Source organism: Brevibacillus laterosporus (assembly GCF_030489605.1).
Taxonomy (GTDB): Bacteria; Bacillota; Bacilli; order Brevibacillales; family Brevibacillaceae; genus Brevibacillus_B; species Brevibacillus_B laterosporus_E.
The window spans coordinates 146,329-159,285 of record NZ_JAUKFY010000006.1; the positions used below are offsets into that span (position 1 = coordinate 146,329).

The 12,957-nt window shown below is 37.7% G+C and carries 12 protein-coding genes and 1 pseudogene; 1 reads left to right on the top strand and 12 read right to left on the bottom strand.

The window, feature by feature from the left end:
• Positions 1 to 36: 36 nt before the first annotated feature.
• The 10 genes and pseudogenes from QZ995_RS09265 to QZ995_RS09310 form a co-directional block, all read right to left on the bottom strand.
• Complete coding sequence (locus QZ995_RS09265) at positions 37 to 252, bottom strand: hypothetical protein (protein ID WP_301805883.1); 216 nt, start codon at positions 250 to 252, stop codon at positions 37 to 39.
• 147 nt (positions 253 to 399) lie between these two features.
• On the bottom strand, positions 400 to 615 hold the full coding sequence (locus QZ995_RS09270) for a hypothetical protein (protein ID WP_301805884.1): 216 nt from the start codon (positions 613 to 615) through the stop codon (positions 400 to 402).
• 969 nt (positions 616 to 1,584) lie between these two features.
• A complete protein-coding gene (locus QZ995_RS09275) occupies positions 1,585 to 2,937 on the bottom strand; it encodes a glycosyltransferase family 2 protein (RefSeq protein ID WP_301805885.1) in 1,353 nt (450 codons plus the stop codon).
• Between the two features lie 204 nt (positions 2,938 to 3,141).
• Positions 3,142 to 3,290: pseudogene (locus tag QZ995_RS09280) on the bottom strand (IS5/IS1182 family transposase); the annotation flags it as partial.
• A 267-nt stretch (positions 3,291 to 3,557) separates the two neighbouring features.
• Positions 3,558 to 3,959, bottom strand: coding sequence for a hypothetical protein (locus QZ995_RS09285; RefSeq protein ID WP_301805886.1), 402 nt, complete (start codon positions 3,957 to 3,959; stop codon positions 3,558 to 3,560).
• A gap of 30 nt (positions 3,960 to 3,989) precedes the next feature.
• On the bottom strand, positions 3,990 to 4,244 hold the full coding sequence (locus tag QZ995_RS09290) for a hypothetical protein (protein ID WP_301805889.1): 255 nt from the start codon (positions 4,242 to 4,244) through the stop codon (positions 3,990 to 3,992).
• Between the two features lie 7 nt (positions 4,245 to 4,251).
• On the bottom strand, positions 4,252 to 4,509 hold the full coding sequence (locus QZ995_RS09295) for a hypothetical protein (protein WP_301805894.1): 258 nt from the start codon (positions 4,507 to 4,509) through the stop codon (positions 4,252 to 4,254).
• Between the two features lie 1,405 nt (positions 4,510 to 5,914).
• Positions 5,915 to 7,000: a BclA C-terminal domain-containing protein gene (locus tag QZ995_RS09300; RefSeq protein ID WP_301805896.1), complete on the bottom strand. Its 1,086-nt coding sequence runs from the start codon at positions 6,998 to 7,000 to the stop codon at positions 5,915 to 5,917.
• Between the two features lie 577 nt (positions 7,001 to 7,577).
• A complete protein-coding gene (locus QZ995_RS09305; protein WP_301805898.1) occupies positions 7,578 to 8,618 on the bottom strand; it encodes a BclA C-terminal domain-containing protein in 1,041 nt (346 codons plus the stop codon).
• 112 nt (positions 8,619 to 8,730) lie between these two features.
• Positions 8,731 to 9,177: a hypothetical protein gene (locus QZ995_RS09310; RefSeq protein ID WP_301805899.1), complete on the bottom strand. Its 447-nt coding sequence runs from the start codon at positions 9,175 to 9,177 to the stop codon at positions 8,731 to 8,733.
• 376 nt (positions 9,178 to 9,553) lie between these two features.
• Here QZ995_RS09310 and QZ995_RS09315 point away from each other — a divergent pair, with 376 nt between their 5' ends.
• Positions 9,554 to 10,378 (top strand): hypothetical protein, encoded by an 825-nt coding sequence (locus QZ995_RS09315; protein WP_301805901.1) that lies wholly within the window; start codon positions 9,554 to 9,556, stop codon positions 10,376 to 10,378.
• A gap of 153 nt (positions 10,379 to 10,531) precedes the next feature.
• On the opposite strand, the gene QZ995_RS09320 is transcribed toward QZ995_RS09315, so the two are convergent.
• Together QZ995_RS09320 and QZ995_RS09325 are read right to left on the bottom strand one after the other, a co-directional pair.
• Positions 10,532 to 11,521: an acrylyl-CoA reductase family protein gene (locus QZ995_RS09320; RefSeq protein WP_301805903.1), complete on the bottom strand. Its 990-nt coding sequence runs from the start codon at positions 11,519 to 11,521 to the stop codon at positions 10,532 to 10,534.
• Between the two features lie 184 nt (positions 11,522 to 11,705).
• Positions 11,706 to 12,905, bottom strand: coding sequence for a dicarboxylate/amino acid:cation symporter (locus QZ995_RS09325; RefSeq protein WP_301805969.1), 1,200 nt, complete (start codon positions 12,903 to 12,905; stop codon positions 11,706 to 11,708).
• Positions 12,906 to 12,957: the final 52 nt, after the last annotated feature.

Sequence of the window (12,957 nt, forward strand, 5' to 3'; positions counted from 1 at the left end):
GGTATTTCCCATTCATCCATTTCAATTCCGTCGCACTCACATCAAAGTATCTTCAATTACTTTCGTTTCTCCATTAATCATATAAACTAAGCGAAACAAAAACTCACCGGATGTGATTTCAGGTTTTGTTGGATTTGGAAGTGAGGAAATTCCCAAAGATATCATAATCCACGGCCAAACAGTAAAATATACTATTACTGAAACAACAGCTATCAACACAATAATCGAAGCTGAATAAATGTTAATCCTCAAGTATACCCTACCTCCTTTAGCACATTTTTGACTGAGTTCATCAGATGATTTTTTATCCTATCAATAGTGCTTGTTTGCCGAAACTTAGATCCTATGTCCTCGGTACTGTTGAGGCAAATAAACCACTTTGTCTATAAGTTCACGCAACTACGTTTCTAAAAGGTCAAAAAAGAAACCCCACATTTCTACACTAAAATCATCATCATGGAACAGCAAGTAATCAGCTCCTGATAGACAGAATGTTTCATTTATTATAATCAATAAGTTATGCTTTGCCGATCCCCTCTTGTCATAAAAGTAAACTTGCTGGGTCAATCCATGTTTTAAACGTTTTAAAAAAAAATAACCTTGTTGCAAAGCCAAACAGTGGAATACCCATTCCAATCTAGCTTATGACAACAAGGCTCTCCTTTTACATGAAAACTACATACGAACGCGTGCCCTACGCAAATAGTAAGATCCAATCGCTGCTAAAATCCCTAGAGTAGTAAATCCTGCATAATACCGAATAAATCCCTCTCAATGACAGTTGAGGAAAAAGACCACCAAGCAAGGCAAAGCACAGAATAGCCCCTCCATAAAAACAGGCTCTAACGCTGAAAACATAATAACTTTGCCATTCTTCTCGATTACGCTGATATAGGAAGATACCAAGCCCTAAAATGTAACAAGTAAATGAATACTCGGAATTAATAAAGGTGATGATAGCTTTCCAAACAGATTTATTAATGCTACAGGACTTATCAATAGAACGAGATTTATTGGAAATACATCAAAATTCAATTTGAGGCATCCATTAATTAAGAAAACAATTCCAATAGGAAAGATATTAAAAATGAAGGACAGCATAGCTTGAACCATTGTTCCCCAGCCAATTTTGAAAATGCCTGAAGAGACTTTCTGCTTAATATGGCTAATAACATGTCGTCGATTCCTTGCTTTTTAACTAGGTCAGTAGAAAGTGACGGAGCTTGTAAGCTTCTAATCATTGTTTATGTGCTCGTATGTTAATCCTATCTTATTTTGTTAAAAAAGTTTTCTTAGATTCAATATACCGCTTACTTTCTATACCAAGTAAATCTACATATTTTTTAATTTCTTTTTGAGTTACCTTAAATTTTTTAGCAGAGATTTTTATTGCATCTTGCTTGGTGCAATTTAAATCAGTCATACGTTTACATGCAGATAAGATAGATTTGAACAAATTACTATCCAGAAACTCGTTACGTTCTATTAAAATCTTATGTAGACGGGAATACAAATATTTGACTGCTACTTTAGCTTGCTGAACTAATACACCCTAAGCTAATGGTTCATTCTTCAATAACTCTCTTACTTCCAGTTTCTTTTAAATTTAAAAAATTCTTGTATATAACCATACACAGAGATAGGTGACATAATCATTTGATAGCCAAGAATAAAGAAAATAAAGCCTATAAAGTTTTTTCTAATTCTAAGATTTAAAGGTTTAAATACAAAATTTCTTTGATAAAAATAAAGAATACTATAACTGATTAGGGTTAAAGGTAAAACAAGAAGTGTCATTGGACCAACAATCCAGTAATAACCGAAAAAAGTCAATATCAGCCCAGGAAGCCAACATAGTGTATAAGTAAGATCTAAATAAGGCATGATTAAATTAATTCCAGTTAAGTATTTAACAAATACTTGAGGCTGGTTCCATGGCTTTATTTCAATTAAACCTTCTATCATACCTCTTGCCCATCTTGCTCTCTGTCTGACAAAGTACTTAAGGGAACTAGGTACTTCAGTAAATGAAACTGCCAATGGCTCAAAATAAACTTTCCACTTTTTCTCAAGTAAACGCCATGTTAAAACAATATCTTCACCTATAGCATCTGGCCAACCACCGACTTCTTTTACACATTGTGTTTTATATATACTAAAGGCTCCTTGAGCAACTAAAGTTCCTTGATATAGGCCTTGAAGTCTTTTAATGGACGCAATACCTAAAAAGTAATCCCATTCTTGAATTTTTGTCCAAAAGTTTTCTCTGCTGTTTTTGGTCAGAACCGAGCCAGCAACAGCACAAACATTTTCTGGACTAGATTTCATACGCGCCACAAGATAACGTATTGAGGATTTAAGAAGCAGTGTATCTGCATCGATCGTAATGACATAAGGAGTTTCGACAAATTTTAGAGCATGGTTCAAGGCATGGAATTTTCCCGGCATTTCTTCATGAAGTAACGCAATTTCAATACCTAATTCTTTTTTTGCTTTTATGATTTCGTGAACTGTTTGATCAGTAGAACAATTATTAATAACAAATACCTTAATTTTCCCGTGATAATCTTGTTTATTTATATATTGCAAAGTTTGATAGATTTGTCTCTCTTCGTTATAGGCAGCTATAAGAACGGTAATCTCATCATGAGGAAATTCATTTTTGAAAGCAGGCTGACGATCAAGAATTAAACTTATTACTAAAAAGGCATTCATATAGCCAGGAATGTATGATATACCTCCGATAATTAATAAAGCTAAAGGAAAGGATACAATATGCGCAAGGTCTTCTAACCATGGAAGCGCCAAGTAAATAGAAAAGCACATCCAAAGAAAAGCACCTGCGTGACTGATCCAGAATTTTGTTATTACTGGGATATACGTTTTCTTATAGGTATGTCCTGTATGGGGGTTAATGGGATTCAATTCAGGTTTCATAAGCTTATCCCCTCTTTTAGATATAAGATGCAGTAATAAATACCTATAAAAAATACTATACATACAATTGAAAGTAAAAATGTATTTTTTGGAAATTTAACAATTTAATAGCAGGCTGTCGAGAAACCCGATTTATTAGTTAACCTCAAGCAGTATTTGATTGTCTTGTTGCACGAAGTACATAAAAAAAGATCGTTCTCTACCTTAGCTACTCTTAGCGAGGTGAAGAGCGATCTTTTTTATGTTCTGTACAGTTGCCATCAGTAGCATCTGCGCCTGTTAATTTGTTTTTCCCGTAAACGGCTGTAGTGAAGTCCATGCAGTTCTTTCGAATCTGCAAAACTTCGCCCTATCAAGTGCATGCTTGGACTTGAGGCTGAAGCCAAGGCTCTAGGCTGTATGCTACTAGTTGTACTCTTTCCTTTTGGTTTCTCCTTGTCTCTCCAATCCTGTAAAGCCTGAATGGCACTAGGGGCATTTTGCTCTAACAGCTTTACTTTTTCCACTGATAAGTTGGAAATCTGGCCCATGACCTGTTCATCATTCCACGTGTACAGCTGATTTATCTCTTCTTCTGTTAAAAATCGATGTACGTCTGTATAAAAATAGGCAACGATACATCATTTAAGCTGTATTTTGATCCAAGCAAGAGTCCTTTTCATTTTAATATGATAAAAGACTCCTAAAATTACGTTAATAAGATAAATACAGATTGGTACGATAAAAATATAGTTTTCTTGGTTATACATTTTAATGAACAACAATAACTCTGCTAATGAAATTATAATAAAAGTCAAGGATAAAGAAGTGGTTATATTCCTTCTAATATAAGCCAACATAATTAAAAAAATAACTACTATTGCTCTACATACTGTTAGGATTGAGTTATTTATAAATTCATTCCACACAGTCAATCCCTGTTTTATTCCATCGGACATGGCAATATAGAATGTAAGATCAGCTATCAGTCCTACAACCAGTAATCCGATACAAAAAGAGGTCAGTACGTTTTGTCTTCTCATTTTATTTCCTCCTTAATGGCATGAAATCTCTTATTCAAATATGTAATTAATATTATCCCAGTTTCTTCCTAAATAATCCATAAGGAAACGCTCACTATCGTCTTCACCTATATCTGCTATATCGGTATGTGAACGAAAGCTTTTTAATGCCCGTATGATGTCCTTTCCAACCCCTGGAATAATTGACGCAATTTTCTCGCCTAATCTTGCTACTTTATCTGGAACAGCGTGACAAACAATTTCCGCTGCAACAGAACCAGTACCTGCCCCAAACGTCTCTCCCATTTCTGATTTATATTTTTTCCTTAGTTTCTAGTTTCTTAGCTAAGTCATATACGTTATCGATATCGTCTATTATTAATTTTTGGAGGTTAGAATCAATCTTTACACGGATAATTCCTTCATCCCTTCTTTTGTCAATTTGGTACGTAATTCTAAAGCCAGCAACATTCATTTTTTGCCATGGACCTTCTGGATCGTAGCCAAACGCTAAAGAGTATGCTTTCATTGCCTCTGAACTTATTTCAACGCTGTTTTGCTGTCCCCCCATTTTGTCGAATTATATTAAATGTTTCATCTATTTATAATATATGGATAAAATGAAACGATGTGTAATATAAAACAGGAAAAGGAGGAATTTTAATCTAGTTAGGAGGAAATATGCAAAATCAGTATTCAGTATTTATATTTTTTGTTTCAATAAGCCTTTTTATAAAACTTACTTCTTTGGTAGATTCATTAGTGAATCATTTCTATCTTGCATCAGTGATTGAATTTTTACTAATCTTAGTAATAATGGGTCTTCTTGATACATTTCTAACGAACCTGGTTAGAAACCTTTGTGAAAAATTTAATATCAAGCTCCCCTATCTCTATGTGATCTACATCGTGTTATATGTAATTATTTTCACAAAATAATACATTCTAGAAATGAAAGAACCCCTGTCTTAATTGTATACTTAACGGGCCCGTCTACTTGTCATTTTCAAAGGTACTCAGGTTCACGTTTGCATCGCATTGGATTTTATATTCGTTCTTTTCCGTTTTTTTTATATAGATGGATCTCTTGGATTATATTTGTAGTCCCATTTACGTTTTTCTCCCTGTTCGTTCGCACCTTTAAAACATTCTATCCACTGCTTTTACATAACTAGGACACCGATGAAACGCATTGACACTTTACCAGCTTTTGAAAAGTTGGTTTCTGTCATGCATGGCTACTCTTATAGAATCCTTTGACGAGTAAACTGGAGGTTTTGACGAAAAAAGTCCCCGTCACATTTTACTGGCAGGGGCCTGAACTGATCACATCTTCTACACGTATCCAACAGAAAACCTCATCATAAAAAAGATATATCTTGAGATCACCCATTTGAAATAGAGGGATAAGAAGTAGTGTGCATCGTATTATTGTCGGTCAGAATCCAGGAGCCTGCTTGCGAACCGGTCTGTACGTACTAATACATATTTATTAACAAGGATATACTTTGCATATTAAACACCAGTTTATAACGAGTTTTTCTACAGCTTTTTTCTTGTCTCTTGACCAGCAGCAACCCTTAACTCATTTGCCAATTCCCCGATCCTCACAGCCCTATCCTTTATCCCATTTGATTAAAAATAACTTTTATTTATGTAAATGGCTAATAAGTTCATTCTATTATTTCTAGATTCACCGATGTTTCCTCCTTGTCATATTTAGCTATTCCAACCATAATACTTTGCAAGAAAATGACTTTCGATCTAAATTATTGAAAAGAAAAATCGTTTCCGTATTTCTTAGGAAACGATTTTCTTCATTTTATCTCAACTCTGTATTTTTCTATCATTGCATGAATTTGTATCAAATAGGTACATGTTTCGGGTTCCTGACAAGCTTATAACGGGTATGTTCAAACTGGTCGTTAGCAGTTTTTTAACGATCGAAATGATAAACAGTTTTTGAAATTTTCTTATTATTCCAGGCGTTGGATGGTTAGAAAAGCCCCTTCTATACCGCTTCCTAAAAAACTTACAGCGACATTATCACCAATTAACTGAAGGGTAATTTTATCTCCTTTCAATAAATTCTCCTGAGTTTCAGCCCCAAACGTATTAGTCTGTTTCCCTCCACTTTTAGAGGTATTAATTTCAACTGTGTTATTTCTTACTAATCGGGTAATAAGAGTAAAAGAGCCGGATGTGGTGATGTTATATCTGAGTATATAACGTCCATTTTCTGGAACGATGAAAACTCTGTTCTCGTCTTCAACTGTGAAACTATCCAATTCTTGATTGTCCGGCAAAGGGAGATTTATCCCTTCCGGTGGTACAACAATAACAAAGGGACTAGCAGGGGGAGTTAAAGTGGCAGTCATCGTGTTGACGTTTAGATTTGGTCCTATTGCTCCTGTTGGGCCTGTTGATCCGGTTTGCCCCATTGGTCCGGTAATTCCTCTCGCCCCTGTTGTTCCTGTCGCTCCTGTGGTTCCCGTTGGACCTGTTTCTCCCGTTGGTCCTGTTTCTCCCGTTGGTCCTGTTGGTCCTGTTGCTCCAGTGGGTCCAGGAGGACTAAAAATTCCTGATTGTGTTGAACCTTTGTGTCCTGTGGCTCCTACGTCACCAGTAGATCCCGTTGCCCCTGTTTCTCCTGTTGCTCCGGTAGAGCCTGTTGCCCCTGTTTCTCCTGTTGCTCCAGTGGGTCCTGTTGCTCCAGTGGGTCCAGGAGGACTAAAAATTCCTGATTGTGTTGAACCTTTGTGTCCTGTGGCTCCTACGTCACCAGTAGATCCCGTTGCCCCTGTTTCTCCTGTTGCTCCGGTAGAGCCTGTTGCCCCTGTTGTGCCAGTTGCTCCGGTAGATCCCGTTGCCCCCGTTGTTCCTGTGGCTCCGGTAGGTCCCGTTGCTCCTGTTTTTCCACGTATAAATGTGCAACAAAATGTAGACCAAGAGGATATAGAACTTGAACGCTTCATGTGCATTGGATTTTTCTTAGTAAACTTATCAAGATCAGTATTTTTAATTTCATCCCATATTCTTTTTATATCGTGTAATTCTTTCACTATCCACACCTCACTTTTTATATCAAGATATTCTATACATAAGGAATACTCTTGTACAAAAAGAACCCTACCTTAAAATTGGTGTATTATACAATATACAGTAAAAAATATCTACGAATTGAAGGAAATCTTCTTTTACATGATTAGGGCTCTATCTCAAATTAACTAAAACTAAGTAATTTGCTGCTTTTGTTCCACTGTTAATCACTGTTTGTCATATTTATTAGCTAGACTGTGCCTTTCGGTGTTTCTTCCTTATGCTTAACATGGCAGCTCAAATATCACAGCTTCTATAAAATAATAGTATTCGTTAAAATATATCATTTTAATTCTTTTATAATCTATGTCAGTTTGATTCCTCTTTTTAAATAATGGGTTATAGAAGAAAAATCGTTTCCTTATTTCTTAGGAGACGATTTTTCTTGATTTAACCCTTGTTTTAGCTCATGCTGCCATTCATGTCATTTACTAAGCTAGTAAACTGATAGGTTTTGAGATTTCCAATATCTAAGCGCTTTAGCGTATTTACTAGAATCATATAACGAGATCTGCTAAACTAGCATCTAAAAATTTTTGATTATTCTAGACGTTGAATGGTTAGAAAAGCCCCTTGTATACCGTTTCCTACAAAATTAATATTTACATTTTCACCCATTAACTGAAGAGCTATCTGATCTCCTTTTATTAAGTTTTCCTGAGTTTCAGCAGAAAACTTATCAGACAATTTCCCTCCACTTTTAGAGGCATTAATTTCAACTGTGTTATTCCTTACTAATCGGGTAATAAGAGTAAAAGAATCAATTGTGGTAACGTTATATCTGAGTGTATAACGTCCGTTTTCTGGAACGATGAAAGCTCTGTTCTCATTCACAGCGATAAAACCATCTAATTTTTGATTGTTAGGCAATGGGAGGTTTATCCCTTCCGGCGGTACAAAAATAACAAAAGGACTAGTCGGGGGGGCTAAAGTAGCAGTCATAGAATTTGCACTTATATTTGTACCTGTTGCTCCAGCTAAACCTGTTGCTCCCGTTGGTCCACAAGGGCCTTTAATTCCTGTAAATCCTGTGGCTCCTGTGGCTCCTGTCTCACCTGTCGCACCAGTAGGTCCAGTAGGTCCTGTTGCTCCCGTTGCTCCTGTTGGCCCAGTTTGCCCCATCGGCCCAGTATTTCCTGTGGCCCCGGTAGGCCCCGTTGCTCCGGTAGGTCCAGTTGCCCCTGTTTCTCCAGTAAGTCCCGTTGCTCCGGTTGCTCCGGTAGGCCCTGTTGCTCCGGTGGCTCCAGTAGGTCCAGTAGCTCCGGTGGCTCCGGTAGGCCCTGTTGCTCCGGTTTCTCCAGTGGGTCCAGTTGTTCCTGTTGCTCCAGTAGGCCCTGTTGCTCCGGTTTCTCCAGTGGGTCCAGTTGTTCCTGTTGCTCCAGTAGGCCCAGTTGCTCCCGTTCCTCCAGTGGGTCCCGTTGCTCCTGTTTTTCCACGTATAAATGTCCAACAAAATGTAGACGATGAAGAGGAAATACAACATGAACTCTTCATCTGTATTGGATTTTTCCTAGTAAACTCTTCAAGATCGGTATTTACAATTTCGTACCATATTCTTTTTATATTGTGTAGTTCTTTCACTATTCACACCTCCCTTTTATAATCAAGATATTCAATGCCTGAGGAATTTTCTTGTACAAACAGTACCTTATCTTAAAAAATTGGCAGTTCTCTAAAAAATTCAGCTTTTTTATCAGGTTTCTCCAATGTCCTCAGTCATTTTTTTAAATATAGACATTGTGGCAAGAGAGACATGATAGAAAATTAGTGAGCCAACTATATAAACAACATAAGCTTGATAGTTCCATATTTTTTGTAGAATCTCCCCTTTAGTTAATCCGAAGAAAACCAAAGCTATGACAATACCTGCTGACGAATATAATCCAAGTTGCACTAAATAAAGCTTACTTTTGTTGGATATTCCCATTCTATTTGTAATAAGATCGATTAAGATCGTGCATGGAATTCCAATAAGCAAGAATATGGGAACAGAATACACTATATAAATGATCACTAGAGTCATAAAAGGAAAATAATAGGTATTTGGCTCGCGTGCTATCATTGGAGTATATTCTGATACTGCAAGAACTAGACAAAAAAGCATTGCGGTAACGACCCCAGTAAAGATTCTATGTAACATTGTCTTTCCTCCTTTTTGCTAGCCTGCTAATAGTTCGTATTCATTGATTTGACTAAGGTGAAAAAATTGGTGGTGTAAGGGCTCCCAGTATTTCAGCATTTCAATCTCTTATGCTCCTCAAATTGTCGCGGGAGTCTCTGTGACTTTTTTTGTTTTTATTTAACAAGTAAACGACATTTCATAAGCCCCAAAATCTATTTCAAAAAATAAAAGCCCTGCAACACAATAAACTTACTTTTATGATTTTTCGACCATTTCGATACAGGTCTTATACCGAAGGAACTTCAGCTCAAAAAATAAATCTCACATGTTTAGTTTCATGCATACTAAGTATAGAATATATTGAAAATACTAACACTTATTTAGGAGGATACATATGCAACATTTCATCTGCACTACCTGCGGAGTTCAATATTCTAAAAGCAAGGAAGCCCCGCCTTTTTGCCTGATTTGTATGGAGGAAAGACAATTTGTAAATCCTCTTGGACAGGCGTGGACAACACTCGGGGAGCTCCAGCAAAATGGGGACTATACGAATGAAATTGCGAAAAAAGAAGACGGATTATTCAGTATTACGACAAAACCAAAGTTTGCTATCGGACAGAATGCGTATCTCTTGCAAAGTAATGGTTTTCAGCTTTTATGGGACTGTATTACCTATTTGGATCAATCAACCATTGAACAAATACATATTCTAGGCGGCATTCAAGCAATTGCTCTTTCTCATCCGCATTATTACTCGACTCAGGTAGAATGGGCTGAAGTCTTTAACGTACCAGTCTATGTTCATGAAGATGATAGAGAATGGATTACTCGTCCTAGTGAACATATCGTGTATTGGTCAGGAGAATCTCATAACGTAACCGATCAATTGACTATTCATCGCTTAGGGGGACATTTTAAAGGAGGGTCTGTCCTACACTGGAAGGCTGGGAATAACGGAAAAGGCATTCTTTTAACAGGAGACATCATTCAAGTAGTAGCCGACAATTCTTGGGTGAGCTTTATGTATAGTTATCCAAATTTAATTCCATTGCCAGCTAAAAAAGTAAGAGAAATAGCCGATAAAGTACAGGGTTTACCATTTAACCGTTTATATAACGCGTTTCATGGAATCGTTGCCGAGGATGCTGATGAATCCGTACAAAAGTCTGCAAATCGCTATATCAGGGCTTTAGAAGGAAGCTTATTTGAAACCTGATACATTCATATGAAAAATGCAATACAAGCAAGACTATTGGGACTGCCAGCCTTGCTTGTTTGTTTTTTGGCAAAATGAACCTTAAGCTCTCATACATAACACCTAGTGCTTTCCTCTTATTTTGCCTATAATTATGCCTTCATTTAGATGTTACTACAATTTCACTATCGTCCGTCCACGTATCTTCCCCTCTAATATTTGAGAAAGCGTCTTAGGCAATTCCTCCAAGGTAATTTCCTTAACCATTTGATCTGTCAAATGCTTTGGTTTCATATCGGATGCTAGACGTTCCCATACCATTTTGCGTTGATCCATCGGGCAATAGACGGAATCGATTCCAAGCAGATTCACGCCACGTAAAATGAAGGGATATACACTTGTAGACACATCTGCTCCACCCGTCAAGCCACTTAGAGCAACAGAACCCCCGTACTTCATGGTCGAAAGGAGATACTCTAATGTTTTCCCCCCAACAGGGTCTACTGCACCAGCCCAAAGCTGCTGGCGCATTGGCTTGTCGTCCACAGCAACAACCTCATTACGGTGTAAGATATTTGTAGCGCCTAGTTCTTTTAAATAGGCATGCTCACTTTCTTTTCCTGTACTAGCCGTTACCTCGTATCCATTTTTGGCTAAAATATCAACTGCAACGCTGCCTACACCACCTGTAGAACCAGTCACCAGAACAGGTCCCTGCTCTTTCGACAAACCATTCTCCTCAAGTCGAATAATAGATAAGGCTGCTGTAAAGCCCGCGGTTCCCAAAATCATTGCTTCCTTCATCGTCAAGCCATCGGGTAAGGGTACAACCCATTTAGCTGGAACCCTAGCTACTTCACTAAATCCTCCTGGATGAGATACACCTATTTCGTAGCTCGTAGCGATTACCTGATCGCCTACTTGATAACGTTCATCCGTAGAGGCTATTACGATTCCCGCCAAATCAATTCCTGGAACCATTGGGTATTTGCGAATGATACGATTCGGAATTGTCGCCATGCCATCCTTGAAATTAACACTGGAATAGGCAACACGAATTGTCACTCCTCCTCCTGGTAAATCAGCTATAGACCGTTCTTGTATCTGCATGCTGGATTGACCATTTACAACATCCAGCACGAGTGCGCGATAGATATCCTGCATGAAATCTACTCCTTACATGATTGCTTTCCCTATGAAGTATAAATTGAATTACCTTTTGTGAAAAGAAAACATCTAGCAAACTTTTATGTATCCATTCATTTTTTCTAGTTTTTCCAATAAAAATACGATCATTTTTCAAAGCAAAAGGACTCTACCCCAACTAAAGGATAGAGTCCTTTGATTTTTATGCGATGGGTTCCATCTGTTCTACTGGCTGCTGTGCTTTTCCTCCGCCTTTAATACGATCTACTATAATTGCAATGGCGCCATCTCCTGTTACGTTACACGCTGTACCAAAACTATCTTGTGCAATGTAAAGAGCAATCATTAATGATGTCAGTGATGGACTAAACCCAAGCATTAATTGCAATAAACCAATTGCTGACATTACGGCTCCACCTGGTACTCCTGGGGCAGCCACCATGGTAATGCCCAGCATTAGGATAAATGGAAACATAATCCCGAAAGTAGTAGGCATTCCATTCAGCATCATTACAGCCATGGCACAGCTAACCAGCGTAATCGTACTGCCGGATAGATGAATGGTTGCACACAGGGGAACTACAAAATCTGCAATCTGATCGCTTACTCTGTTTTTCTTCACTTGACGTAGGGTTACAGGTATTGTCGCCGCTGAAGATTGTGTTCCAATCGCTGTCATGTATACAGGAAGCATATTCTTCATTAAAGAAATATAGCTTTTACGTCCGAATTGTCCAGCGATAAAATACTGCGCGAGAAGATATAAAATATGCAAAGCAATAATAATGATAAAGACTTTAAAGAATACGGATATAATCAGTTGTACTTGTCCAGCATATGTGAGATTGGTGAACACACACATGATATGCACAGGCAATAAAGGTACGATTACAGATGAGATTACTTTTTCAACAATTGTTCTAAGATCAACCATTACTTTGAGGAGAGAATCTCCCTTAAGGGAAGCAGACCCCAATCCCAAAGTAAAAGCAAGCACAAGTGCGCTCATAACGCCCATGATTGGCGGGATTTCAATCGTAAAATAAGCCCGAGTTAGCGCTTCCTCTGGATTTTTAAAAGCACTGGTTAGCGTCCCAACCTCTAAAATATGCGGGAAAAAGTTGGTGCTTACAAAATAAGCGGCCAAGCCTGCTACAATCGTAGAACCATATGCGATTGCTGTCGTTAATCCTAAGAGCTTTCCAGCACCCTTTCCAAGCTCCCCAATACCAGGAGCAATAAATCCGATAATAATTAATGGAATAATAAAGTTGAGAAAATTACTAAAAATACTGCTAAATGTTGCAAATCCTTTGACGATCCATTCAGGCGAGGTAGAGCCAATAATTATCCCTAAAATGATACCTAGAATGATTTTGGGTAAAAGACCTAATTTCTTCATCATTTCACTTCCTTATGTTTCTTGGTGTTGAAGTGTACACGTCAGGTGAACA